Origin of the sequence: Micromonospora sp. NBRC 107095 (assembly GCF_030269705.1) — a bacterium.
GTDB classification, from domain to species: domain Bacteria; phylum Actinomycetota; class Actinomycetes; order Mycobacteriales; family Micromonosporaceae; genus Micromonospora; species Micromonospora parva.
Genome location: NZ_BSTU01000005.1, coordinates 59,265 through 84,420 on the forward strand (window position 1 = coordinate 59,265; position 25,156 = coordinate 84,420).

The following is a 25,156-nucleotide window of genomic DNA, read 5'->3' on the forward strand; positions in this document are numbered from 1 at the left end:
TTGGCGCAGCCAACGTATTGAAGGAGGCGTCATGTCCACCGTCCCCACCCTCAACGGCCAGGTCATCGGCCAAGCCCACTACGCCACCCGGGCCCTGCTCGAACAGGCCGTCGCTCCCCTCGGCGTCGAGTTCCACCAGCTGCTCGCCCTCAACGTCCTCGCCAACGGCCCGGTCGACCGGGCCCAGCTCACCCAGCGGATCACCACCACGCTCAAGGTCGACGAATCGGCCGTGCATCAGGTGGTCGACCGACTCGTCGACGCCGGCCTCGCGCAGGTCGAGGGCCCGTCCGCCGCGAACGGCGGCGACGGGCCGCAGGTGGCGCTCACCGACACCGGTCGCGCCACCCAGCGCAGCGTCGCCGCCGCCGTCGCCGACCTGAGCGCCCGGCTGTACGCGGACATCCCCGCCGACGAGGCCGGGACGGCAGCGCGGGTGCTCACCCTCGTCACCGAACGCGCGAACGCCGAACTGGCGGCGATCCCCGCCTGACCGCGCGAACGCCGAACTGGCGGCGACCCGGTCTGGCCGGACGCCGCAACCAGGCGACCGTACCTGGACTCGTTGTGCCGTCGGCGTCATTCGCGAACGCCAATCGCGGTGATTGGCTGCGACCGCATGGCGATTCGAGTGGAGATCATGATGGCGGCCGAGCCGAGCAGCGCGGTGACCGCGACGATTCCCAGGTAGACGAGAGGTGGGATCGACGGAATCAGCGTCCTGGTCAGACCGATGCTGGTGCCGACCAATGACGGGATCGCGCCCAGGGTGCCGATGAGCACGGCTGCGACGACGATGATCCGCGTCTCGCTGCGCATCATCGCGAAGACCTGGCGGCGGGTGGCGCCGACCAGTTGGAGTAGGGCGAATTCGCGGAAGCGCGAGGCGGTGGCCATCACCAGGGTGTTCACCACGGCGATCGCGAGGTAGCCGAGCAGGACCGCGTTGAGGATGAGGCCGACCGCCGACTCGCCGGCGGCCGCGGCGCTCTGCGCGGCGATGAACGACCCGCGGTTGCTGACCTGGACGGTTGGGAGGTGTCGGACGGCGGAGCGCAATGCGTCGCCGAGTGCCGCCGCGTCGGTTCCTACGGCCGCCGTGACCAGCACCGCGAGGTCCAGGCGGTCGGTGGTGTGCTCGAGGACGAGGTCGTGCGGCAGCGTGACGTCACCGAGGCCGAGTCCTCTCTCGTAGAGCGCCACCACCGTGGGTTTGATCGGTGTGCCATCACCGAGGCGAAGATCGATGCTGTCGCCGAGAGCGACGCCGAGGGTGCCCGCCGCAATCCGGCTCAACGCCACCGTGTTGCCTCGCACATCCGCGACATCGCCCTCGAGAACGGCGAGATCCATGGTCTCGGCGAGCTGGTCACCGGTGACCCCCTGCGCCGAGTAGGTTCTGAATTGAGGGCTGCCGCTGGAGCCGAACGTCGCCAGCGTCCGTGTACGCACGACCGGGGTCACCGCCGAGACGCCAGGCACGTCCCGGAGCATGGCCGCGATCTCGGGCGACACGCCGGCGGACGTGGATGTGATGACGTAGTCCGCGCGCAGTCCGTCTGCGGCCTGATCCTGCGCGGCCGAGCCCGCTGTCGTCCCGCTGAAGAGCTGCCCGGCAGCCAGGAGGATGCCCATGATCAAAGGGGTGGTCGCCGCGGCAAGCCGCCGCGAGTTGGCGTGCGCGTTCGCTGTCGCAAGGAACCCGCTGACGCCAGACCCGCGGCTCAACAAGGGGCCCAGCACGGTGACGGCACCGCCGAGCAACCGCGGCCCCAGCAGCGCGACGGCGAAGAGGAGGAGGAACGCAGACAAGGCCGCACTTTCAGCGGCGCCTTCACCAGGCAGCACCCATGGCAGCACAACCGCCATGGCGAGACCGGCGGGGACCAACAGCAAGCCGACTGTCAACCGGAGCCAACCGAGTTTGGGCGGCTCCACCGCGGCCTCGCCGAGCGCGTCCACCGGCCTGAGCCTGACCGCACGCCGCGCGGCTATCCAGCCCCCCAAACGGGCGCCGAACAGGCACAACACCATCGCCGGGAGTACCGGCAACGGACTGATCGACAGTTCAAAGTCGTCTGGTGCTGCACCGACCAGGATGAAGGTTTCGCGGAGGAGGAAGCTGAGGCCGATGCCAGGAATCACGCCCAGCACTGCTCCGAGCGTACCCACCACCATGGTCTCTGCGGCGATCATGCCGAGCACCTGTTTCGGAGTCGCGCCGATCGCCCTCAGCAGCGCCAGTTCCCGAAGCCGTTGCCGAACGGACAGGGCGAGTGTGCTCGCCACCACCATCACGATCACCACAATCATGCTGCCGCCGAACGCCAGGGACAGCTCACTGATGAACGAACGCGTGGTACCGATGTCGAGGAACTCGGCCTCGCTGCGGTCGCTGCCGGTGTAGACGACCGCATCGGGAACTGCCGACTTGATGGCGCTCGCCAACTCGTCGGCGCCGACTCCGGGTGCGGCCAGCACGCCAATCGCGTCAACCCGCTCCGGTTGGCCGGTCAGCTCCCGTGCCCGATCATCGGTGAAGAACAGCGCGGACTGCCGGGCGAGTCGGCCTCCAGGCAGACTCGCGATGGCTGTCACCCGATACATCGACGTGTTCGAGCCGACCGCGAGTCGCACCGGCGCGCCGACGGTGACGCCGGCCCGCTCGGCCAGCGCGGAGTCCAGCACCACATCGTCCGGCCCGGCCGGGGCCCGGCCGGTGATCGTGGTGAACGGGCCGAGCGCGGCCGACTGCCAACCATGCCCGAGCGCGGGGGTGCCGTCCGGCCCGGCGAGCACCTCGGCGTCCGCCGTCACGAGGCTGACCGGGACGTTGACCTCGGCGATCGCCGATCGGACGCCCGGCACTCGCGCGACGTCGCCGACCCGGGAGGCCGGCAGGGTGGCCCGCTCGCCGAACCGGGGATCTACGTCGTCGGCCACCGGCAGTGCCTGCGAGGCGCCCACCACCAGGTCGGCAGCCCGGTAGCGCTCGGTCGGCACACCCGAGCGCTCGCTGCTCTCCAGCAGGATCCCGCAGGCCGTGATCACCGCCGAGCCGAACAGCACCGCGACGAATGCCGCGACGAACCCGCCCTTGCGCCCCTTGACCGTCTTCCACGTCAACGGCGCGGGCCAGACCGATGGCGACTGAGCGCGCCGCTGGCTCGCCGCCCGCCAGACGCTCATCCTCAGAAGCCGACACCGCACCAGTGTCGCGGAGCGGCCGACGTCGACTTCCCACGTCGGAGGCGGAACCAACGGCCGCCGGTCAGAAGTAGTCGAGCAGTTGCGCCGGACCGCCCGCGCCCAGCAGGTCCAGGGCGTCCGGCGCGACACCGGTGGTGTGCAGCAGGCCCGCCTGTGCGACCGACCGGGCCCGCGCCGCTCCGGCGTACAGCAACGCGAAACCGCGCACGTGAAGCCGCAGGTCGGCCTCGCCGCCGATCCGGGTCAACTCGGCGGCACCGTCGGCGACAGCCAACCGCCAGGTGCCGGTGTTCCACTCGGCCAACGGGTCGCTGAGGTGGAAGTCGACAACGCCCCGGGCGTGGACGGGCCACCCCCGCGCGCTCACCGCGCGGGCCACGTCCACCGGTCGGTGCATCCACAGGTCCCGCTCGTGCTCGCGGGCCGACTCCAGCGGCAGGTAGGTGCTCACCGCGTCCCCGTCGAGCGGGCACAGGCGCACTGTCGGCGCGACGCTGGCCCAACTGGCGAGCACCCCGGCGAGTTCCCGGGCCGCCTCGGCGGTGGTAGCCAGCGCCTCGTCGACGGTGAGCACCGAGTCGGCCCCGTAGCCTCGGCCCCGCTGCCAGGTGGCGTAGCCGACCAGTTCACCGTCGGCCTCGACGAGGGTCAGCCCGTCGCCGGGCAGGCCCCCGTCGGCGGCGAAGAAGTCGAACAGCTCACCCCGGCGGGTCAGCATGCCGTTGCGGTGCCGGGCGACCCGCTCGTAGAGGCCGGTGACGGCCGGTAGGTCGGCGGGCGTCGCGGCCCGCACGCTCAGGTGCGCGGCGGGCCGGTGCCGAGGCAGCGCCGACGTGGCCAGGTTGATCGTGCGCAGCACCCCGGCGGCCTCCCACCCGCAGGCCCGGTACGGGGCGGCCACGGTCGGATACAGCGCGCTGACCGCCGCGCCCCGCACGTGCGCCCCGCGCAGCAACGCGATGAGCATCGCCCGGGCCACGCCACGGCCCCGGGCCTCGGGTGCGACGGCCACCCCGGCCACGTCGGCGGCCGGCACCGCCCGGCCCGACCACCACTGGTCGTGATGCAGGTCGACGGCCTTACCGACGAGCCGACCGGCGTCGTCGAACGCCCCCCAGCGCGTCATCCCCGGTACCACGATCCTCGTGCTCGCCGCCCGTTCCGAGGTGTTGCCGAACGCCAACCGGCCCAGGTCCCAGGCGGCGTCGAGGTCGGCGAGGTCGAGTTCACGCACGTGCATCGGCACACCGTAGCGGCGGACGCCGGGAGTGATCGACTCGATTACGCCGACGTGGCGGTATCCCGGGGTTGCGGATACCGCCACGTCGGCGCGGTGCGGTCAGTGCTGTGGGATGTTGGCCACGCCGATGCGCTTGCGGAACACCCAGTACGTCCAGCCCTGGTAGGCCAGCACCACCGGGGTGAAGATCACCGCCACCCAGGTCATGATCTTCAGGGTGTACGGGGTGGACGCGGCGTTCGTGGCCGTCAACGTGCCGGCCGCGTCCAGGGTGGAGGGCAGCACGTTCGGGAACAACGCCGCGAACAGGGTCGCCACGGCCAGGCCGATCGCCACGGCGGTACCGGTGAACGCCCAACCCTCACGGCGTACCTTGGCGGCGGCCAGGCCACCGAGCAGGGCGAGGGCCGCGCCGACGGCGAACACGACGGCGGCCGCGCTGGAGCGGATGGTCAACGTCCAGGCGAGGAAGCCGACCGCGAGCACGGCGGCGCCGACGCCCAGGCGCACCGCGAGCGCGCCCGCGCGCTCGCGGATGTCGCCGGTGGTCTTCAGGGCGAGGAACACCGCGCCGTGGGTGAGGAACAACGCGAGGGTGGTCGCGCCGCCCAGCAGGGCGTACGGGTTGAGCAGGTCCAGCAGGCCGCCGACGTACTCGTGGTCGGCGTCCAGCGGCACACCGCGCAGGATGTTGGCGAAGGCGACGCCCCACAGGATCGCCGGCACCAGCGACCCGACGACGATCGCGGTGTCCCAGCGGCGCTTCCAGGACGCCTCGGGGCGCTTGTGCCGGTACTCGAAGGCGACGCCCCGGGCGATCAGGGCCAGCAGGATCAGCAGCAACGGCAGGTAGAAGCCGGAGAAGAGGGTGGCGTACCACTCGGGGAACGCGGCGAACATGGCACCACCGGCGGTGATCAGCCAGACCTCGTTGCCGTCCCAGACCGGGCCGATGGTGTTGATCAGGACGCGGCGTTGCCGGTCGTCGCGGCCGAGCACGGGCAGCAGCATGCCGACGCCGAAGTCGAAGCCCTCCAGGATGAAGTACCCGGTGAAGAGTACGGCGATGAGGAGAAACCAGATGGTGGTGAGGTCCACTGCGGGCTCCGGTGATCAGTAGGCGAAGGCGAGCGGGCGCTCGGCGTCGTCGTGGGTGTCGTCGATGGGAGGTTGTTCGCTGACGTCCGGTACGCCGGCCTTGGCGTAGCGCAGCAGCAGCTTGACCTCGATGACGGCGAGGGTGGCGTAGATCAGCGTGAACGCGGTGAACGAGGTGAGCACCTCGGTCAGCGAGACGCTGCGGGAGACGCCGTTGCGGGTGAGCATCTCGCCGAAGACGATCCACGGCTGCCGGCCCATCTCCGTGAAGATCCAGCCGAAGGAGTTGGCCAGCAACGGCAGCACCGGCATGGCCAGGCCGGCGCGCAGCAGCCACTTGCTGCTCGGGGTGCGGCCCTTGCGCTGGCTCCAGAGCACCAGCAGGGCGATCGCGCCGGCCGCCATCCCGAAGGCGATCATGAAGCGGAAGCTCCAGTAGGTGACCGGGATGATCGGGGTGTAGCTGCCCGCGCCGTACTGGGTGGCGTACTGGGCCTGCAGGTCGTTGATGCCGTGCACGGTGCCGTTGGGGTCGCCGGTGCCCAGGTACGACAGCAGGTATGGGATCTTGAGGGCGAACACCTCGCGGCTGCCGTCGAGGCTGCCGATGGTGAGCACGGAGAACGAGGCGGGGCTCTCGGTGGTGTAGAGGCCCTCGGCGGCGGCCATCTTCATCGGCTGCACCTGGGTCATGATCTTGCCCTGGATGTCGCCGGTGAACAGCACGGCGGCGGAGGCGACCAGGACCACCCAGGAGCCGAACTTGGTGGCGAAGCGGTACGCGCCGGTGTCGGCCGAGTCGCGGTTGCGGATCACGTGGTAAAGGCCGACTGCGACGACCAGCGACCCGGCGACCAGGAACGAGCCGGCCAGGGTGTGCGGGAAGGTGATCAGGGCGACCTTGTTGGTCAGCACGGCCACGAAGTCGGTCAGCTCAGCGCGCCCGCTGTCGGGGTTGATCCGGTAGCCGACCGGGTTCTGCATGAACGAGTTCGCCGCGAGGATGAAGTACGCGGACAGGTTGGTGCCGATCGCGGCGGCCCAGATGCTGGCCAGGTGGGCCCGCTTGGGCAGACGGTCCCAGCCGAAGATCCACAGGCCGATGAAGGTGGATTCGAGGAAGAACGCGACGAGCGCCTCGATGGCCAGCGGTGCGCCGAAGATGTCGCCGACGAAGCGGGAGTAGTCGCTCCAGTTCATGCCGAACTGGAACTCCTGCACGATGCCGGTGACCACGCCCATGGCAAAGTTGATCAGGAACAGCTTGCCGTAGAACTTGGTGAGCTTGAGGTAGCGCTCGTTGCCGGTGCGGTGCCACATCGTCTGCAGGATGGCCACCAGCACGGACAGGCCGATGGTCAGTGGCACGAAGAGAAAGTGGTAGACGGTGGTGACACCGAACTGCCAGCGGGCAACGTCCAACGCGTCCACCTGAAAACCCCCAGCCATCCGTACTACGAGACGTAGTAAATACTACTGCCCGTCGTAGAGAAAAGGGCAGGGCCAGGCGGCCCGAAACGGCCCGGGACCAATGACCCTGATCACCCGGACAACCCGCCGACCCTCGCGGCCCCGCCGCCTCGTGCGACGATGGCGCGCTGATGAACACCTCCACCTGGCAGCCGCCGCTGATCTGGCGCGCCGCCCTCCTGCTGGCCCGGGGCCTTGTCAGTCTGCTCGCCCGCCTCGAGGTCACCGGCGATGTCCCGGCGCACCTGCGGCGCGGCCCGCTGGTGCTGGCCGCCAACCACATCAGCCCGTTCGACCCGTTGGTGATGGCCGCCGCCTGCCAGACCCGTGGCATCGCCCCCCGGATCATGGCGACCGCCGGGCTGTTCCGCGTTCCGGTGCTCGGTGCCGCCATGCGCCACGCCGGCCACATTCGCGTCGACCGGGGCACCAGCGCCGTGCACCGGGCCCTCGACGATGCCGCCGCGGCCGTGGCCCGCGGCTCGGTGATCCTCATCTACCCCGAGGGGCGCATCGGCCTGGACCCCGGCCTGTGGCCCGAACGCGGCAAGACCGGCGCCGCCCGACTCGCCCTGGCCTGCGGCGCCCCCGTCATCCCGGTTGCCCAGTGGGGCTCGCACGAGGTGCTGCCCTACCAGGCGCCCCGGGGGATGCTGCGGGGCATCGCCCGCTCCCTGCGCCGTCGACCGGTGATCAGGGTGCACTTCGGCACCCCCGTCGACCTGGGCGAGGCAACGGCAGGCAGCCCCGGCGCGGCCCGCCGGGCCACCGACCGGATCATCGACGCGCTCACCGACACCCTCGCCCCGCTGCGCCCCGACGAGCCGGACCTGCCCCGCCACGTGGACCCCGGCCGCCCCGTCGACCCCAGCCGCGCCCACCGCCGCCGCTCGGCCTGACGCCGGCACCGCAACCGACACGACCTCAGCGCCACAACCGGCACCACGCTCGGACACGCCGACGCGAGCCGTAGCGCCCGTACCTCCGACAGGTGCAGCCTCGCACCCGCCCCCACCTCCAGCCGCTCATCACCAACACCACGTCGCGCCCTTTGCTGTGCACCTGTGGGCGCACCAGCTACACACGGTGGCCGTCGCCTATGCGGGTGCAGAGCAAAGGGAGAAGGGTAGGTGACCGGGGGCGCTGCCGGTGAGGCAGTTCCGGGCGCAATTGTCCGACCTGCGCATCGGGAGCAGCGCCAGGGCCGGTAACGGATGGTCAGACCGGTCGAGCGGGCGTGGACGAGGCGCCCGGCCAGGCCGGCGACGGGCCGTGCGGCCCAGGACCGGGCGGAGCAGCTCCGGGCGCCTTACCGCCTCGTCTCTGGTGTCCCCGGCGAGGGGGATGACGGTGGCTCGGTGGCGGGATGAGGTCGCCTCGACGGGTCGCAATGCTGATGTCACGTCAGCCGACCACCTGCCCGAAGGAGCGCCATGTCTGGATCTGGTTCCCGTACGGCCGCGGCGAGAGCCGCCGTGGGCGCGGTGTGGTCCTCGGTGACCTCGGCATGCTGGAGGCACTGGCCGACCTGGGCCGGCTGGGCGGCCGGGGGTTTCTCGCTGTTGTACGGCCTGCTGGGCCTGTACTGGACCGCCGGCGGCGACGGGTTCCCGTTCGCGCCGGTCGACCCGGCGCGCGCGTCGGCGTCGATCCTGGAGGGCAGCCGCGTCGAGGTCGTCGCCCCGATCATCGCCGTGCTCGGGCTGGTCGGTGCGGTCGTCGCATGGCTGATGACCCGACGCGCCCGACCCGGACGCCGATCGGCGGCGGCGCTGATGGTCTTCGGCTGGGCGGCGGCGATCGGGCTGACAGTGATCGTCCCCGACTACACCCTGATCATCCTGGTGGCGTTCGCGCCGCTGCTGCTGGTCTTCGCCTTCACCGGAGTACCAGGCGACCAGGGCGGTATCGGCGACATCCTGTACTGGCACCGGACGAACCTGATCGTCGTGTTCGTCGGCGGTCTGCTCTGGGCCACCGCCACCCTGGCCTACCGGCGGCGGGCCCGGGGTGCCTGCGCGTCCTGCGGTCGCCGCCACGAGGATGGTGGCGGGCCGTCACGACAGACGCTGCTGCGCTGGGGAAGGTGGGCCGTCGCGGTCGCCTGCCTCGCCCCGCTGCCCTACGAAATCACCAGGATCGCCTGGTACCTCGGTCACCCGCTCGGCGTCACCCCGGACTTCCTACGGATGATGCAGGACACGCCGGGAATGCTCGAGGTCGGGCTGGGCTGCGCTCTCGCCTCCGCGCTGGGCGGTGTACTCACCCACGGTCTGGTAGCGCGGTGGGGAGAGACCTACCCACGCTGGATCTGGTTCAAAGCCGGCAGGCGGGTCCCGCCCACCCTCGCCATCGTCCCGGCGTCGATCGTCGCGGTGACGATCATCCCAGCCGGCCTGATGTTCCTCTGGACAAGCGAAGCCCGGGGCACCTGGGCCATGTACGTCCCGAGCCTCTTCTGGACGGTGTGGGGGGTGGCGCTCGGCGTCGCCACGATCGCCTACCACCTGCGTCGGCGCGGTGCCTGCCGGCACTGCGGTCAAGGCCCCCAACCCGGCCCGGAACCGCGGACCTCGCTCGACCAACGGCAGGTGCGCGACGACCCCGTCAGCGCACCGGGACAACGGGCGTGATCTTCGCCGGCAGGCCACCCACGCGCCACCGACGGCGGGCATACTGCGTCGCGTGTTGACCCGACCCGGCTACCTCGACGCGCCCGCGCCGCTGGCGTTCGCCCACCGTGGCGGCGCCGCCGAGGGCGACGAGAACACCACCGAGGCGTTCGCCCGGGCCATCGGGCTGGGTTACCGGTACGTGGAAACCGACGTGCACGCCACCGCCGACGGCGTAGCGGTGATCTTTCATGACCCGACGCTGCGGCGGGTCACCGGTGAGCCGGGGCGCATCGCCGAGATGAGCTGGGCGGACCTCGCCTCGGTACGCGTCGGCGGCGCCGCCGTCGTACCCCGGCTCGACGAGGTGTTGGCCGCCTGGCCGCAGGTCCGCTTCAACATCGACGTGAAGGCCGACGGCGGCGTCGAGCCGACGGTGGCGACGGTGTCCCGGGCCGGCGCCGGCGACCGGGTGCTGCTCGCCTCGTTCAGCGACGCCCGGTTGACCCGGCTGCGGGCGCTCACCCAGGGACGGGTCGCCACCAGCCTGGGCATGCGCGGCGTCGCCCGGCTGCGGCTGGCCTCCCTGCACGGGCGGCCGTTGCGGCTGCCGCCGTCGGTGGTCGCCGCGCAGGTGCCGCCGAGCTACGGGCGGGTGCCGGTGGTGGACCGCCGGTTCCTCGACTACTGCCACCGCATCGGCCTGCAGGTGCACGTCTGGACGATCGACGAACCAGCCCAGATGCACGAGTTACTGGATCGTGGCGTGGATGGCATCATGACCGATCACGTCGGCGTGCTGCGCGACGTCTACCGCAGCCGCGGCCACTGGGCCGCCTGAGCGTCGAAGGACCACCGATGGCCGAGACCGTGACCCCCACGGTGGACGACACCCCGCCCCCGGCGAGCACTCGCCGGGAGCGGCGCGGCTGGTACATCTACGACTGGGCCAACTCCGCCTTCCAGACCACCGTCATCACGGTGTTCCTGGGGCCGTTCATCACCACCGTCGCCGAGTTGGCCGCCGGTTGCGAGTTGGGCGCGGACACCTGCGACGGGTACGTGTACCCGCTGGGCATCCGGGTGGCGGCCGGTTCCTACTACCCGTACCTCATCTCGCTGTCGGTTTTCCTCACCGTGTTCGTGCTGCCGGTGATCGGGGCGATCGCCGACCGGTCGGCGCACAAGAAGCGGCTGCTCGGCGGCGCCGCGTTCACCGGCGCCGGCGCCACCGTCGCGATGATCTTCGTGACCGGCGACCGTTACCTGCTCGGCGGGGCGCTCTTCCTGGTCGCGAACATCTCCTTCGGCGCGGCCCTCGTGGTCTACAACTCGTTCCTGCCGCAGCTCGGCGGCCCGGACGAACGCGACGGCATCTCCAGCCGCGGTTGGGCGCTGGGTTACCTGGGCGGCGGTCTGCTGCTGGCGTTCAACCTGGTGGCGGTCACCCTGTTCAGCGAGGACGACAACCCGCAGCGCACCCTGGACCTGGCCCGCTGGTCGATCGTCTCCGCCGGGGTGTGGTGGGCGGTGTTCACCCTGGTGCCGCTGCGCTGGCTGCGGGAACGCCCCGGCGCGGCGGCGGCGCTGGCCCGGCAGGGCAACGTGCTCACCGACGGGTTCCGGCAGCTGGGCCGCACCCTGCGGGAGATCAAGGCGTACCCGTTGACGCTCTTCTTCCTGCTGGCGTTCCTGGTCTACAACGACGGCATCCAGACCGTCATCACCCTGGCCAGTCAGTACGGCACCGAGGAGCTGCGCCTGGAGCAGAGCACCCTGATCATCACCATCCTGCTGGTGCAGTTCCTCGCCTTCGGCGGCGCGTTGAGCCTCGGCGTGCTGGCCCGGCGCATCGGCGCCTGGAAGACAGTCCTGCTCAGCCTGATCCTCTGGATCGGTGTGATCATCGGCGCGTTCCGGCTGCCGGCGGAGGCGCCGGTGCCGTTCATGATCCTCGGCGCGGCCATCGGCCTGGTCCTCGGCGGCAGCCAGGCGCTGAGCCGGTCGCTGTTCAGCCAGCTCATCCCGGTCGGTAAGGAAGGCGAGTACTACGGCTTCTACGAGATCAGCGACAAGGGCACCAGTTGGCTCGGCCCGCTCGCCTTCGGGCTGGTGTTCCAACTCACGGCCTCGTACCGGGTGGGCCTGGTCTCACTGCTGATCTTCTTCGTGGTCGGTTTCCTGCTCCTGGCCGCCGTGCCGATCCGCCGTGCCATCGTGGCCGCGGGCAACACACCACCCCGGGTGCTCTGAGCACGCGTCCCGGACCAGGCAGATCAGGGGCGGTCGATCGGCTAGGCTGCCCGACCGTGACTGACGACGCCGCCACCGTCCCGACCTGCCTGGCCCACCCGTTCCCCGGGCAGCCACACGCCCCGGCCGGGTGCGCGGCCGCGCGCGGGCTCGATGGGCGTCCGGTTCATGCGGCGGCGTTGAAGTTCTTCTGGGGGCCGATGGACTGCGGCAAGTCCACGATGGCGTTGCAGATGAACTACAACCACGCCCGGCAGGGCCGGCGCGGGCTGGTCACCACCCGCATCGACCGGTCGCTGGGACCGCAGGTCACCACCCGTATCGGCCTGGCCCACGAGGCCATCGAGGTCACCGACGACCTGGACCTGCGGGCCCTGGTGCGCGGCCGGTGGGCCGACGGGGTACGCGTCGACTACCTGATCTGCGACGAGGCGTGCTTCTACACCGTCGAGCACGTCGAGCAGATGGCCGAACTGGTGGACAGCTACGACGTCGACGTCTTCGCGTTCGGCCTGGCCACCGACTTCCGGTCGTGCCTGTTCCCCGCCGCGCAACGCCTGTTCGAGCTGGCCGACGAGGTGGCCCGCATCCAGGTCGAGGTGCTCTGCTGGTGCGGCCGCGAAGGGCTGCTCAATGCCCGGGTCGTCGACGGGCAGGTCGTCCGCGAGGGCGCCCAGGTCGTCATCGGCGACACCGTCGACACCGCCGAGGTGCGCTACCAGGTGCTCTGCCGCCGCCACTACCGCAGCGGCGACCTCGGCCCCCGCGACTGAGCCACCGGCCCGGCTCAGAACACGGTCACCGCCCGGCCGCCAGTGAACGGCGCCGGTCGGTCAGGATCACCGCCACCGTCACCACCAATGCCGCAGCGGCGCACCCCGCGACTGGCGCACCCAGCGCCACCCCCACCGGCATCAACGCCAACAGCACCACCACCGCCGTGACCCGGCTGATCGGCAGAGCCCGCCACAGCAGCGCCTTGTAGGCGGCGTGCCCGGCCAGGAACAGGGCGGGTCCGCCGAGGGTGAGCAGCACGTCGACCGTAGCGGCCGGTGCGCCGGGCTCCATCAGCAACCGCTCGTCGGCCGCCGACGCCACGACGACGCCGGCGACGATCACCGGGTGCAGGAAATTGAACGCGACCCTGCTCAGCGCGCCGGTGCGCTCCCCGGCGTGGGCGATGACCTCCGTGGCGGCCGGCGCGGAGCGGGCGAAGTACACCCACCACAGCGCCACCGAACCGCCGAACGCCAACAGGAACGCCCCGGACGTCACCAGGTTCACGTGTGACGTGAGGGTGCTGCCGGTGACCAGGATCGACTCCCCCAGCGCGATGAGGACGAACGCCGCGCACCGTTCGGCCAGGTGCCCACCCTCCACCATCCACCGCTCGGGCCGGCTGCGCCCTCGCCGCGGCAGCGGATAGCCGAGCGAGAGGCCGACCACCTCGATCACGACCACCGCCGCCCACACCGCGTCCCGGGCGGCCCCGCCGACCATGCCACCGAGGACCACGAGCACCGACGTCCCGGTGATCCAGGGCAGCGACTGCTGAAACCCGGCCGTCAGCCACGGGCTGCCCTGCACCGCCCACAACGCGAACAGCGTGCGGCCCACCTGCACGATCACGTAGACCAGCGCGAAGAGCAGACCGGTCGAGCCGAACGCGTCCGGGATCGCCGCCGACAGCAGCAGGCTGCCCAGCCCCACCCCGATCAGCATCGTCCGCACCGGCCCCTGGTCCGGTTGCAACCAGTTGGTCAGCCAGGTGGTGTAGACCCAGACGAACCACACCAGCGCCAGCAACAGGCCGGTACGGGCGGCGCCCCGCCAGTCCAGGTGCGCGAGCAGGTAGTGCGACAACTGGGTGATGGTGAAGATGAAGACGAGGTCGAAGAAGAGCTCCGTGGAGGTGGTCGGCTGCACCCCCTCACGTGGTCGCAGCAGTTGGGGGCGTACCGGAGCGGCGACCACGGGCTCAGAACGGGTCACCGCACACCCGCCAGCCTCCGTCCTCGCGGACCACCGGCAGGCGACGTTCCTCGCTGAGCCCACCGTCGCGAATCACCTTCACCGTCACCGTGCCCTGCGGTCGCCCGCTGCGGGTGGCGACGGACACGTCGGTGATCTCATAGTCGGTGACCATCGGTGGAGTCCGCACCCAACTGGTGAAACCGATCGCGCTCCACCGGCTGCGGGCGTCCGCGCAGAGCCGCTCGTACGCCCGGTCGCTGTCTCCCAGGGTCACCTCGTTGAGGAAACCGTCGGCGGTCTCCCGGATCGGGCCGGCGGCCTGCCGGACGGTCTGCAGGTTCCAGGCGCCCAGCCCGGCCACCCCCACACAGCACAGCGCCACGCCGAACCCGGCGAACGCCAACCCGGTGCGCATCGGGCGGCTGCGCCGGGCCGGTCGACTCCACTGTTGGCCGGCACCCACGACTACCGACCGTAGAGAACACGGTCGCACCGGGGTACGACAAGCCGAAAATCGGGTCCGGGGCGCACCCTGTTCGCCACGCCCCGCATCGTCTACCGTCGGCGCACACCCCCGAGCAGTGCCAGGAGCCGATCGATGAGCCGCTTCGTGCAGCCGGTACCACCCCCCGTCGACCCGTACGCCGGCGATGGCCTGCTGCGCTCCTGGCTGGAGCGTCACCTCGGCCCGGGCGGGCATGCCGCCGCGAAGGGCCGCCTCGCGGACCTGGCCGCCGATGTCACCGGGCCGCTGCGCGCGGCGCACGCCGACGCGGAGGCGCACCCTCCCACGCTGGTCCGCTACGACCCGTGGGGCGCCCGGGTCGACCGCATCGACACCTCCGCCGGCTGGCAGGAGCAGCGCGCCGCCGCCGCCCGCCATGCCGTGGTCGCGCTGCCCTACCTGCCGGACGCCCGGGGCACCTGGGGAGCGGCCGCGCGGGTCGTGCAACACGCCCTGCTGCACCTGTACGGGCCGGAGTCGGCGACGTTCTCGTGCCCGGTGGCGATGGCCGACGGGGCGGCGGCGCTGCTCAGCATGCCCGACGTCGACGCCACGGTCCGTGCCGCGTGGCTGCCCCGGCTGATCTCCACGGACCCGGCCACGGCGATCACCAGCGGGCAGTGGATGACCGAGTCGCAGGGTGGCTCCGACCTGGGCCGCTCCAGCACGCTCGGTCGACCGGCGGCGGACGGCTCGTGGCGGCTGACCGGGGAGAAGTGGTTCTGCTCGGCGGCCGACGCGGCGATGGCGGTGGCGCTGGCCCGACCGGAGGGCGCCGGGCGGGGCAGCCGGGTGCTCGCCCCGTTCCTCGTTCCCCGGTACGCGGTCGACTCCCCGTTGGCCGACGGCGCGGCGCCGGGCGCACCCGCACCGGGGGTCATGGTGCACCGACTCAAGGACAAGCTCGGCACCCGGGCGCTGCCCACCGCCGAGATCGGTCTGCGCGACGCGTACGCCCTCCCGCTGGGTGACCCGGCGGTGCCCGGTCTGGTCCGGGCGATGACCCTGGTCGTGGTGACCCGGGTGCACAACGCGGCGGCGGCGGCCGGCGGGATGCGACGTGGTCTCGACTACGCCCGCGCGTACGCCGAGGTGCGGCACGTCGCCGGAGGCCCGCTGGTGTCCTCGCCGCTGCACCGGGCCACGCTGGGCACCCTCGCGGTGGACGCCGCGGGCGCGTTCGCCCTGGCCGGGCACGCCTTCGCCCTGCTGGGGCGGGTGGAGGTCGGCGCCGACCCGGAGGCTGCGGCGGAGTTGCGCATCGTGGCGCCGTTGGCGAAGCTGGCCACCGGCCGGCTCGCCGTCAGCTCCGCCAGCGAGTACGTGGAGAGCTTCGGCGGGGCCGGCTACGTGGAGGACACCGGGGTGCCGCGGCTGCTGCGCGACGCCCAGGTGCTGCCGATCTGGGAGGGCACCACCAACGTGCTGGCCCTGGACGTGCTGCGCGCGCTGACCCGGGAGGACGCCGGGGTGCCGTTGCTGAGCCGGCTCGCCGCCGCCGTCGACCTGGCGCGGCCGTTGTCGCCGGTGCTGGCCGACACGCTGGCCACCGCCGCCGCGCAGCTGACGGAAACGATCAGCGCGGTGACCGTCGACCCGGGTGCGTCGGCGGTGCTCGCGGGCGCCCGTGGTCTGGCGTTGCGCCTGGCGTACGCGCTGACCACCGCGTTGCTCGTCGAGCACGCCGCGTGGGGGGACGAGCAGGCGGAGCTGGCAGCCCGGTTGTGGGCGCGTCGCTGGCTGCGCCACGAGGAGATCGCCGAGGACGCCCACCACCATCTGGACCTGCTCTGCTGATCGGCCGGTGCGAGCGGACGGGTGGGCCCGCATGTCGGTGCTGATCGAACTGGGCGACGACCGGGGCGCGCCGCTGGACGAGCGCCGGCCGCCGCCGCAGGTGTCGCGCCGGTGGCGGGTGGCGGCGCTGGTGGCGATCTGTGGCCTGCTCGGCGGTGCCTCCCCGGCCGGGCGCCTGTCGCCGCAGGTCGGGCCGGTGGTGCCCGCCGGGGCGACGGTGCTGGGCGCGGGACCGCTGCTGCTGGTCGTCGACCGCGACCAGAGCCCGCCGATGCTGAGCGCCTACGACCCGGCCGCGCCGGGCGGCCCGCCGCGGTGGCGGGTCACCGTGCCACCCGCCGCCGGGTGGTCCGCCGAGGTCGTCGGTGACCTGCTGCTGCTGGTGGAACGCGATCAGACACGCGGGGCGCGGGTGACCACCGCGCGGTCGATGCGTACCGGACAGCCGATGTGGCGGCGACCCGAACGGGTGTACGCGGCCGGGGACGCGGCGGTCGCGGTGAGCGAGGTACGCAGCGCCTCCGATCCGGGACGGCGGGTCGAGGGCACCGTGCACGGCGTCGACCCGGCCACCGGTGCGACCCGGTGGTCGGTTCCGCTGCCCTCCACGGCGGTGCTGCGGGCGCTGCCCGGGCAGGTGCTGCTGGTGCAGGACAACGGGTTGGTCCGGCTTCTCGACGCCCGCGACGGCGTCGAGCGCGGGCGGGGACAGCTGCCGCCGGCCGACTACGGCCCGGACAACCCCCAGATCGTCGATGCGCACCTGGTGCTGCGCCATCCGGTCGCAGGGGCGGTGGCGCTGACCGGGTACGACCTACCGGGGCTGGCACCGCGCTGGCAGGCGCCGGCGCCGCCGGGTGAGTTGACCCTGCGGGCCTGCCAGGGCCTGATCTGCGGGCAGGACGAGCAGGGCCGCTGGGCGATCGACGCGGGCACCGGGGCGCGGGTGTGGTCGTGGCCGGACGGCGTGCGCTGGCGCACGGTGGCGGGTCCCCGGGTGCCGGCGGAGCCGCTGGTGGTGCTGGGGTTGGCGGCGGACGGCAGGCGTGCGCTGGTGGCGACTGTGGGACGCGCCGGTCATCGGGTGTCGGTGGTGCTTCCGGCGGGTCTGACCGACTGCCGACGGGTGGGCACCGGGCTGATCTGCCGTGACGGCACTGCCCGGGTGACGTTCTGGCCGCTCGACGCTCCCTGATTGCCCGGTCAGCGCAGCGGGCGCGGCGAGTGTCGGTGTGCCGTGGTTGTCGGACCCCGGCGGCATACTGCCGGCGTGACAGCTTCTGCCGACCTCGCGATGGTCAATCTCGACAGTTCCGACCCCGCCGGCCATGCCGCGTTCTACCACGAGGCGTTGGGGTGGGAGGTCACCCACAGCCAAGCCGAGTACGCGATGATCAGCTCCGGTGGCGTCTCCATCGGCTTCGGCCTGGTCGAGGGTTACCGACCGCCCTCGTGGCCCGACGAGACTGGTGACAAGCGCTACCACCTGGATCTTTACGTCGACGACCTGGCGGCGGCAGAGGAGAAGTTCGTCGCCGCGGGGGCGTCGAAGCCGGCCTTCCAGCCCGGTGGTGAGCGGTGGGTGGTGCTGCTCGACCCGATCGGGCAGCCGTTCTGCATCTGCCCCCGCCCGCAGAGCTGACGCGGCCCGAGCAGCTCAGCCACGTCGGCGCTGCCTGAGCTGCTCAGCCACGGCAGCGCCGACCGGGCTGTTCAGGCGCGGCGGCGCGACCGGGCGGCCCACACCGCGTAGGCCGGGTCACGGTCGAGGTTGTGCCGGTCCCGGTCGTAGCGGCGGGTGGTGCGTGGGTCGGCGTGTCCCATGGCGTCCTGCACGTCCTCCAACGGCACGCCCTCGGAGCGGGCGGTGGTGGCGAACGCGTGTCGTAGGGAGTGCGGGGACAGCTTCGCCCAGGCCGGGATGCCGGCGGCGCGGGCGAGCCGACGGACCATCCGGAACACCGAGTGCCGGTCCAGCCGGGCACCGCTGGCGGTGACCAGCAGTGGGCCGGTCAGCTGCGCCACCGGCACGCCGGTGGCGGCGGCCCGCTGGGCCAGGTAGGCGTCCAGGGCGTGCCCGGTGCCGGGGGTGAGGGCGCGGCGGCGTTGTTTGCCGCCCTTGCCGACGAAGCGCACGCTGCGGTGGCCGCGTTCGGTGCCGAGGTCGGTCAGGTCCAGTGAGATCAGCTCCCCGACCCGCAGGCCCAGATCGGCGAGGAGCGCGAGCGCTGCCCGGTTGCGGACGGCGGTCGCGCCGGTGTCGGCGTCGGCGGCGTTGAGGAGGGCGTCCACCTCCTCGGGGGTGAGCCCGACGGTGGCGGAGTGGTCCCGGTCGACGCGAGGACGGTCGGCGCCGGCGACCGGGTTGGCCGGTACCGCACCGAGTTTGGCGAGGAAGTCGTACCAACTGGACAGCGCCGAGAGTCGGCGTGCGACGGTCGCCGGGGTCAATGGGCGGCCACTGCGGGCGCCGAGGCTGTTTTCCAGTGCGCGGGCGTATTCGTTGACGTGCAGGAAGGTGGCCCGCAGCGGGTCGAGGTCGCGCTCGGCGCACCAGCGCAGCCAGCCGGTGACGTCACGTCGGTAGGCGTCGCGGGTGTGTTCGGACAGTCGCCGGTTGCGCAGCCACGCCTCGGTGACCTCGACCGGTCCGTTCGGCAGCGCCGGTGGTGCGGACGGACGGGCGAGCACCGGAGCGTCGGAGAACACCATGTGAAAAAGACTCTCAGCCTCGGGTGGGATCAGCGCGCAGGCGCGCCGGTCCCACCCGTCACCGTGGCGGATCAGGCGTTGATCTCCCGGCGGGCGTTGCCGTTGGCCTGGATGGTCACCCGGCGGGGCTTGGCGCGCTCGGCGACCGGGATGCGCAGTGTCAGCACCCCGTTCTCGTAGCCGGCCTCCAGCTTGTCGGTGTCCAGTGTGTCGCCGAGGAACAGTTGCCGGGTGAAGGTGCCCATCGGGCGTTCGGCGGCGACCAGTTCGACGCCGTCACCGGCGGGTCGGCGACGCTCGGCGCGGACGGTGAGCACGTTGCGTTCGACGGTGCAGTCGATGCTGTCCGGGTCGACGCCGGGCAGGTCGAACGCCGCGTAGAAGTGGTCGCCGTCGCGGTAGGCGTCAAGGTGCATCATCGCGGGGCGGGCCGCCGTACCGAAGAACTGCTCGGCGAGCCGGTCGATCTCGCGGAACGGGTCGGTACGCATCAACATGGTCATGCCTCCTCGGTTCTCCTGGCCGAAGGTGATGAGTTGAGTCGGGTTGACTCAACTTCCTCTTCTTATTTAGCGCGTCCGGATGCGGACGTCAACTGCTCAGGACAACCGCTTTTCAAACCAGTGATCGGCGTAGGGCCCCCGCGAGTACGCCGGGATCTCCGCGTAGCCGTGCCGGGCGTACAGGGCGCGGGCCTCGACCAGATCGTGGCGGGTGTCGAGTCGAATCCGGTCCGCCCCGGCCGCGCGGGCCCGTTCCTCGACGGCGGCCAGCAGCGCGGCGCCCCCACCGGCGCCGCGATGTTCGGGCCGGACGAACACCCGGGTCAGCTCGGCCCAGCCCCGTTGCCAGCGCAGCCCGGCGCAGCCGGCCAGCTCGTCGCCGTGGCGGGCGAGCAGGAGCAGCCCGCTCGGCGCGGTCAGGTCGTTGCTGGGCAGCTCGGCCAGGGCCGCGTCGACCTCGCCGGGCAGGGCCGGGCGACGGTGGTAGCGAACCACCATCTCGGTCATGTACTCCCGCAGCAGCAGCGCGGCCTCAGGTTGATCGGGTCGGGCGGCGATGGCCGTCCACGGTGGCCGGGCGGTAGTGGTCACCTGTCGATCATCATCGCCCGGTCAACGGTTTATCCGGTCCTGCGCGCGGGCACCCGGGCTCGCGACACGAGGTGGGCGCGGGCAATGCCAGTGGGCGTTACCGGCGGGGGCGCGGCAGCAGCGCGATCAGCACGACCGCCACGGCGAGGTGTGTCGCGCCGAGGGTCAGTTTGGCACCGCCGGTGGCCTCGACGCTGAACACGGGGACGAAGGACAGCGCCGTCACGACTGTGGCCAGTGAGATCCAAACCGGCCGGGCGACCCGGGTCGCGAACCGCTCCAGCAGTGCCAGCGCCGCCCAGCCGAGCAGGGCGGCGCCCAGGGCGATCACGACGATCGCACCAGCCCCGATGACCCGGGAGGGCTGGCCGGGGCTCTCCACGGTGTAGTCGACTCCGGCCAGCGCGCCGATCGCCCAGATGGCCAGGCAGGCCACGACGGCGGCGACGACGCCGAGGGCGCGGCGGCGCAGTGGCGAGGGGGCGGGGGTCGTAACGGTGGCAGTGCTCATGACGGACTCCTCGTTCAGGGGAAGCGAACGAGTAAGACCGTAACAGATAGTCTTGTTCAGAACTATCTCTCTCGGGACTAACAGCCGGAGCGAGCCCCCGGCGCGTACGGGGAGGTGTTGGCCAGCGGTCCGCCGACCAACGCCAGGAGAGCCCGCAGGAACACCTCGCGGTCCTGCTCGGGCAGGGTTGCGAGCAGGTCGTCCTGGATGCGCCGGACCACCTGTTGCGCCTGCCGCAGGACCTGCTCCCCCGCTGGAGTCACCGCGACCAGCCGGGCACGCCGGTCCGTCGGCGCCGGACGGCGCTCGGCCAGCCCGGCCCGTTCCAGCTGGTCGAGCGTCACGACCATCGTGGTCTTGTCCACCCCGCACCGCTCGCCGATCTCCCGCTGGGTCAGGTCACCGGTGCGGGCCTGCGCCAGGACGTAGTGCGCCCGCGGCGAGATGCCCAGCTCCGCCAACCCCGAGGCGTGTTCGGTCTGCAACGCGTGACTCGCCCAGGAGAGCAGGAACAGCAGGTCCGGCGGGCCGTCGGCGGGCGTGCAGGATGTCATGCGCCGAGGCTAGCAAGATCCTCCGCGATCAGACGGTTCGCGCAACGGACGATCAGAGCCGCTGGTAGATGCCGTGCTCGCGGGTGAGCAATCGTTCGTCGATCAGATACCGGCGCAGTGTCACGTGATCCGACCCGCCCGCGGCACACCACGGCTTGAGGGCATCGTCGACGGCCCGCTCCGGATAGCGGGTGCCCGGCTCGAACGACCGCTCGGCGATGTGGGTGAGCAGGACCCGCCGCCGGCTCGGCTGCGCCGGCAGGCTCACCAGGACGCCAGCGCGGAGAAAGGTCCGCAGCACCGGGTCGGCGGCGGGTTCGGCGTCGTCGGGTGGCCGGCTGTCGCGTACTGCCGCGCGTAGCGTCGCCTCGTCGACCGCGAGCGCACCATCGGCACCGGTGACCAGGCCCGCGTCGGTGAGCCGGCGGACCCCGGTGAGCACCACCCGCGCCGGCAGGTCGACCCGCTGTGCGACAGCGGTGGCGCTGGTCGCACCCAGCACGATTGCCGCGAAGATCCGTCGCCGTGCGTCGTCGGCCAGGGCGCCAACCAGGGCATGCGCAGTCATGCCGATCACCCTCGCATCAGCGGTACGCGGGCCGCCAGGCGATTTTCCGGCCCGCTCAGTCGGTCTCCGGCGCGCTCGGCGGCTGCTCGGCGACCAGGAGCACCCGACGCAGCAGGTCGGAGAGGTGTCGGCGCTCGGTCGCGGTGAGCGCGCCGAGCAGGCGGTGCTCCTCCGCGCCCTGGACCTCCATCGCCCCCTGCCACGCCGCCCGGCCTGCCTCGGTGAGCTCCACGTCGACCCGCCGTCGGTCCACCGTGGACGGCATTCGGCGCACGAAGCCCCGCCGCAGCAGGGTGTCCACTCGCGCGGTGATCGAGGCGGGCGCCATCGCGAGGTCCGCGGCGAGATCCGAGGGGGCGGCCCGGCCGCCACGACCGGCCAGGGCGTGCAGGGTGTCGTACTCGTGGGCCGGCAGGTCGAGGTCGACCAGGACCCGCTCCTTGACCGCCCGCAGGTGCCGGGTCAGTCGGATCATCCTGGTCACCGCCCCCTCGACGTCCGCGTCGAGGTCGGGCACCACGGGCCGCCAGCGCTCAATGTGCTGGTCGACGGCGTCCGGGGTGGTGGTCACCGCGCCAGCTTACCTCAGCGGCAAAATATTTATTGTCGAAATATTCGATATCGAATTATGCTCGCGTCATGGCTCACCCACTGCGCAACCACTCCTTCCGGCTGCTGTTCCTGGGTCGCAGCATCTCCGCCATCGGCGACGCGGTGGTGCCCGCCGCGCTGGCGCTGGCCGTGCTGCGCGCCACCGGCTCCACCAGCGCCCTGGCCGTCGTCCTCGCCGCCGCCGTCGTCCCCCGGCTGCTCCTGCTGCCGTTCGGTGGTGTCGTGGCCGACCGGTTCGACGCCCGCCGGGTCGCCCTGCTGGCCGACCTGGTCCGCTGCGCTGCCCAGATCGCGGTCGGCGTCGAGCTGCTCGGCGGCGACCCGTCGCTGAGCACCGTCGTGGTGGCGTCGGCGCTGGGCGGCGTCGCCTCGGCCTTCGCCATTCCGACCGCGTCTCCGCTGGTCGCCGGCACCGTCGAACCGGCCGATCGGCAGCGGGCCAACGCCCTGATGGGGATCACCGCCAACACCAGCCGCCTTGCCGGGCCGGCGCTGGCCGGCGCGCTGATCTGGGCCGCCGGACCCGGCTGGGCATTCATCCTCGACGGTGCGTCGTTCGCGCTCAGCGCCGCGCTGCTCGCGCTGGTGCGGGTCCGCCACGTGCCGGTGCCCCGCCGTTCCGTCCTCGCCGACCTGCGGCACGGCTTCGGCGAGGTACGCGCCCGCGACTGGTTCTGGACCAGCCTGCTCGGGCACGGCGTGTGGAACGGCGCCGCCGCCGTGCTGATGACCCTCGGGCCGGCCGTCGCCATCGACCGACTCGGCGGCGAGGCGACCTGGGTGCTGCTGTTGCAGGCCGGCGCGATCGGCATGCTCACCGGGTCGCTGCTGGCCGGGCGGATACGGCTGCACCGGCCGGTGCTGCTGGCCAACCTCGGCCTGGCCTGCTACGCCGCGCCGCTGTTCCTGCTCGCCGTCGCCGCGCCCGCCCCCATGGTGATCGCCGCCTACGCGGTTGCGCTGACCGCCCTCGGTTACCTCAACCCGGTGTGGGAAACCGTCGTGCAGCACCACTTCCCGTCGGACGTGCTGGCCCGGGTCACCTCGTACGACTGGCTGGTGTCGCTGGGCGCCATGCCGCTGGGCTACGCGCTGGCACCGTTGGCCGCCGACGCGTTCGGCGCACCCTTCCCGCTCGCCGTCGCCGGCCTGCTGGTCCTCGCCGCCTGCGCCGGCACCGCGCTCGTCCCCGGCGTACGCCGCCTCACCTGGCCGGCGACCCCGCAACCGCAACCGGCCGAACCCACCGCCGTCCGTTGATCCGATTGGTGCGCGGTCCGGCCCAGGCGCAGAACAGTGGACGGGCGTGTGGCCCTCGCGCGGACCGCTCGGCGTCGATGAGCGCGATGGTCGGCAGCCGCAGCTACCTGGGTGACAGGGAGTCCGCCGCCAGCCGGGCGTGCCGGTGCATGTCGTGGAAGCCGTCGGCGTGACGCACTGACCCGCGCGCCACGCCCTCCTCGGTGAACCCGGCCCGCCCGGCCACCCGGCAGGACGCCACGTTGCCGGTCGAGTGCTCCAACGCCAGCCGGTGGAACCCGCCCCGGCTGAAGGCCCATCGGGTCATGGCGAGCAGCGCCTCGGTGGCGAGCCCTCGACCGCGCGCGGCGGGCACCAGCCAGTACGACACCTGCGCCGACGCCTCGGTCAGCAGCACGTCGCGCAACCCCACCTGACCGACGGGCCGGTCGTCGGCGTCGACGAGTGCCCAACTGGCGGCGTTCTCGTCGCGCCAACGGCCGGCCCACTGTGCTGTCCACGACAGTGCCTCGTCGTCGCTGTCGAGGCGACGCACGTGCCATCGCTGGATCACCGGACAGTCGAAGGCAGCCCGCACGGCCGGGGCGTCGTCGTCACGCCACGGCCGCAACGCCAGCCCGGGGCGTACCGGAAGGTGGGGTTGCTCCTGGGCGGCGAGGCTACCGGCGGGCAGGGCGGATACGACGAGCAGCGGCATTCGCCCATTATCGAGCCGGCGGCCGCACGCTCCGGTCGCGCCACCGACGAGCGCGGCGACCACGTCGAGGGGCTGGCCCGGCTGAAGGGACGACCCGGTCAGGGGTTGATCAGTTTCCAGTCGCCTTCGGAGATGACGTCGACCTTGCCATCGACCACGGTGATGGCGGTGTTGTCGTCGATGGCGTAGGTCGGGACCGGGATGCCGGACGCCCACTTCTGGATGTTGGCCAGCGTGGTGTCCTCCATCTCCGGATGATTGAGGTGGGGGTACAGCGTGAAATCCACCAGCCCCAGCGCCCGGTCGGCGCCCTGCGTCATGTCGCTGCCGTCCGGGACGAACGCGAGGTCGAACTCGGCGTCGCAGTTGTACGGGGTGACCGCGATGCTCCCGGCACTGACCCCCACATAGACCGTGTCGATCAGCGACGGCAGCAGGTCGGCCAGGCCCGACCGGCGCAGCCAGTAGGTCAGGTACAGCACATCGCCACCCCAGACGAGGAGGGCATCGGTCTCCCGGACCGCCGGGACCCAGTTCTCTTCTCGAATGGTCGGCAGCGCGGTGAGCTCCAGCAACCCCAGGGATTGCCAACCGAGCTGGCCCAGCGGGATGTCGGCCCGACCGTGAATCGCCGTCCACGCCCGCTCAGCCCCGCCGGGGAAGGGGTGGACGCCGGTGGGAATGAACAGGGCCGTGGACTCGGCGATCGGCTTGCCCAGCAGGCCGACGAGCGCGTCGGAGATGCTCGGGTTGCTGATGCCTCCCGACGTGAGAAGGAACTTCAGCACATCCGCTCCCCTAGAGCCACCGCATGACCGCGATCATGTTGCCTATGAGTGCCAGCGTCCCGGCTCGCTGACCCGAGCGACGCCTTGCTGGATCATCCGCTGGCGGCCGTCCAACCGTCAACTGCCTCCGCCCGCACGACGACCCAGGTCCGATGCCACGCCCCGGTCTACGTTTGTCCGCCAGTTCGGGTCGCATCTCTC

At 72.0% G+C, this 25,156-nt stretch carries 25 protein-coding genes; 10 read left to right on the top strand and 15 right to left on the bottom strand.

Annotated elements, in window-relative coordinates:
• Positions 1-31: 31 nt before the first annotated feature.
• Entirely contained in the window at positions 32-493 is a 462-nt protein-coding gene (locus QSK15_RS23125; RefSeq protein ID WP_285796247.1) for a MarR family winged helix-turn-helix transcriptional regulator, read from the top strand.
• Between the two features lie 86 nt (positions 494-579).
• Here QSK15_RS23125 and QSK15_RS23130 read toward each other — a convergent pair whose 3' ends face one another.
• The 4 genes from QSK15_RS23130 to QSK15_RS23145 all read right to left on the bottom strand — a co-directional run bounded on the left by QSK15_RS23130 (position 580) and on the right by QSK15_RS23145 (position 6,979).
• A complete protein-coding gene (locus QSK15_RS23130) occupies positions 580-3,189 on the bottom strand; it encodes an ABC transporter permease (RefSeq protein ID WP_285796248.1) in 2,610 nt (869 codons plus the stop codon).
• Between the two features lie 82 nt (positions 3,190-3,271).
• A complete protein-coding gene (locus QSK15_RS23135; protein WP_285796249.1) occupies positions 3,272-4,450 on the bottom strand; it encodes a GNAT family N-acetyltransferase in 1,179 nt (392 codons plus the stop codon).
• A 99-nt stretch (positions 4,451-4,549) separates the two neighbouring features.
• Positions 4,550-5,548, bottom strand: a complete 999-nt coding sequence (gene cydB / locus QSK15_RS23140) for a cytochrome d ubiquinol oxidase subunit II (RefSeq protein ID WP_285796250.1) — start codon at positions 5,546-5,548, stop codon at positions 4,550-4,552.
• A 15-nt stretch (positions 5,549-5,563) separates the two neighbouring features.
• The gene (locus QSK15_RS23145; protein ID WP_285796705.1) at positions 5,564-6,979 is read right to left on the bottom strand and encodes a cytochrome ubiquinol oxidase subunit I; all 1,416 of its coding nucleotides are present in this window, start codon (positions 6,977-6,979) and stop codon (positions 5,564-5,566) included.
• A 170-nt stretch (positions 6,980-7,149) separates the two neighbouring features.
• On the opposite strand from QSK15_RS23145, the gene QSK15_RS23150 reads away from it, so the two are divergent.
• From QSK15_RS23150 to QSK15_RS23170, 5 genes are all read left to right on the top strand, one after another.
• Entirely contained in the window at positions 7,150-7,917 is a 768-nt protein-coding gene (locus QSK15_RS23150) for a lysophospholipid acyltransferase family protein (RefSeq protein WP_285796251.1), read from the top strand.
• Between the two features lie 534 nt (positions 7,918-8,451).
• Positions 8,452-9,651 (top strand): NYN domain-containing protein, encoded by a 1,200-nt coding sequence (locus tag QSK15_RS23155; RefSeq protein WP_285796252.1) that lies wholly within the window; start codon positions 8,452-8,454, stop codon positions 9,649-9,651.
• Between the two features lie 52 nt (positions 9,652-9,703).
• The gene (locus QSK15_RS23160) at positions 9,704-10,471 is read left to right on the top strand and encodes a glycerophosphodiester phosphodiesterase family protein (protein WP_285796253.1); all 768 of its coding nucleotides are present in this window, start codon (positions 9,704-9,706) and stop codon (positions 10,469-10,471) included.
• A 17-nt stretch (positions 10,472-10,488) separates the two neighbouring features.
• The gene (locus QSK15_RS23165) at positions 10,489-11,883 is read left to right on the top strand and encodes an MFS transporter (RefSeq protein ID WP_285796254.1); all 1,395 of its coding nucleotides are present in this window, start codon (positions 10,489-10,491) and stop codon (positions 11,881-11,883) included.
• Positions 11,884-11,939: 56 nt separating this feature from the next.
• Positions 11,940-12,656, top strand: a complete 717-nt coding sequence (locus QSK15_RS23170; RefSeq protein ID WP_036410478.1) for a thymidine kinase — start codon at positions 11,940-11,942, stop codon at positions 12,654-12,656.
• A 25-nt stretch (positions 12,657-12,681) separates the two neighbouring features.
• Here the strand turns inward: QSK15_RS23170 and QSK15_RS23175 are convergent, their stop codons facing one another.
• Entirely contained in the window at positions 12,682-13,875 is a 1,194-nt protein-coding gene (locus tag QSK15_RS23175) for a low temperature requirement protein A (RefSeq protein WP_285796255.1), read from the bottom strand.
• Positions 13,862-14,320, bottom strand: coding sequence for an Rv0361 family membrane protein (locus QSK15_RS23180; protein WP_377622105.1), 459 nt, complete (start codon positions 14,318-14,320; stop codon positions 13,862-13,864). The genes QSK15_RS23175 and QSK15_RS23180 overlap by 14 nt, the downstream gene beginning before the upstream one ends.
• 135 nt (positions 14,321-14,455) lie before the next feature.
• On the opposite strand from QSK15_RS23180, the gene QSK15_RS23185 reads away from it, so the two are divergent.
• The 3 genes from QSK15_RS23185 (at position 14,456) to QSK15_RS23195 (ending at position 17,801) form a co-directional block, all read left to right on the top strand.
• Positions 14,456-16,159 carry an acyl-CoA dehydrogenase family protein gene (locus QSK15_RS23185; RefSeq protein ID WP_285796256.1) on the top strand — a complete coding sequence of 568 codons (1,704 nt, stop codon included), beginning with the start codon at positions 14,456-14,458 and terminating at the stop codon, positions 16,157-16,159.
• A 31-nt stretch (positions 16,160-16,190) separates the two neighbouring features.
• On the top strand, positions 16,191-17,354 hold the full coding sequence (locus QSK15_RS23190) for an outer membrane protein assembly factor BamB family protein (RefSeq protein WP_285796257.1): 1,164 nt from the start codon (positions 16,191-16,193) through the stop codon (positions 17,352-17,354).
• Between the two features lie 75 nt (positions 17,355-17,429).
• Positions 17,430-17,801, top strand: a complete 372-nt coding sequence (locus QSK15_RS23195) for a VOC family protein (protein WP_285796258.1) — start codon at positions 17,430-17,432, stop codon at positions 17,799-17,801.
• A gap of 71 nt (positions 17,802-17,872) precedes the next feature.
• Here the strand turns inward: QSK15_RS23195 and QSK15_RS23200 are convergent, their stop codons facing one another.
• The 7 genes from QSK15_RS23200 to QSK15_RS23230 all read right to left on the bottom strand — a co-directional run bounded on the left by QSK15_RS23200 (position 17,873) and on the right by QSK15_RS23230 (position 22,169).
• The gene (locus QSK15_RS23200) at positions 17,873-18,871 is read right to left on the bottom strand and encodes a tyrosine-type recombinase/integrase (RefSeq protein ID WP_285796259.1); all 999 of its coding nucleotides are present in this window, start codon (positions 18,869-18,871) and stop codon (positions 17,873-17,875) included.
• Positions 18,872-18,942: 71 nt separating this feature from the next.
• Positions 18,943-19,368, bottom strand: coding sequence for an Hsp20/alpha crystallin family protein (locus tag QSK15_RS23205; RefSeq protein ID WP_030327658.1), 426 nt, complete (start codon positions 19,366-19,368; stop codon positions 18,943-18,945).
• Positions 19,369-19,470: 102 nt separating this feature from the next.
• Positions 19,471-19,965, bottom strand: a complete 495-nt coding sequence (locus tag QSK15_RS23210) for a GNAT family N-acetyltransferase (RefSeq protein ID WP_285796260.1) — start codon at positions 19,963-19,965, stop codon at positions 19,471-19,473.
• 97 nt (positions 19,966-20,062) lie between these two features.
• Positions 20,063-20,476 carry a DUF6069 family protein gene (locus QSK15_RS23215; RefSeq protein ID WP_285796261.1) on the bottom strand — a complete coding sequence of 138 codons (414 nt, stop codon included), beginning with the start codon at positions 20,474-20,476 and terminating at the stop codon, positions 20,063-20,065.
• A 77-nt stretch (positions 20,477-20,553) separates the two neighbouring features.
• Positions 20,554-21,030: a MarR family winged helix-turn-helix transcriptional regulator gene (locus tag QSK15_RS23220; protein ID WP_285796262.1), complete on the bottom strand. Its 477-nt coding sequence runs from the start codon at positions 21,028-21,030 to the stop codon at positions 20,554-20,556.
• A 52-nt stretch (positions 21,031-21,082) separates the two neighbouring features.
• Complete coding sequence (locus QSK15_RS23225) at positions 21,083-21,598, bottom strand: DUF2087 domain-containing protein (RefSeq protein WP_285796263.1); 516 nt, start codon at positions 21,596-21,598, stop codon at positions 21,083-21,085.
• Between the two features lie 55 nt (positions 21,599-21,653).
• Positions 21,654-22,169 (bottom strand): MarR family winged helix-turn-helix transcriptional regulator, encoded by a 516-nt coding sequence (locus QSK15_RS23230; protein ID WP_285796264.1) that lies wholly within the window; start codon positions 22,167-22,169, stop codon positions 21,654-21,656.
• Between the two features lie 68 nt (positions 22,170-22,237).
• Between QSK15_RS23230 and QSK15_RS23235 the strand changes: the two genes are divergently transcribed.
• Complete coding sequence (locus QSK15_RS23235) at positions 22,238-23,470, top strand: MFS transporter (protein ID WP_285796265.1); 1,233 nt, start codon at positions 22,238-22,240, stop codon at positions 23,468-23,470.
• A gap of 103 nt (positions 23,471-23,573) precedes the next feature.
• Here QSK15_RS23235 and QSK15_RS23240 read toward each other — a convergent pair whose 3' ends face one another.
• Both QSK15_RS23240 and QSK15_RS23245 read right to left on the bottom strand, forming a co-directional pair.
• Positions 23,574-24,167, bottom strand: coding sequence for a GNAT family N-acetyltransferase (locus QSK15_RS23240; RefSeq protein WP_285796266.1), 594 nt, complete (start codon positions 24,165-24,167; stop codon positions 23,574-23,576).
• A 98-nt stretch (positions 24,168-24,265) separates the two neighbouring features.
• Entirely contained in the window at positions 24,266-24,952 is a 687-nt protein-coding gene (locus QSK15_RS23245) for a Type 1 glutamine amidotransferase-like domain-containing protein (protein ID WP_285796707.1), read from the bottom strand.
• Positions 24,953-25,156 lie beyond the last annotated feature (204 nt).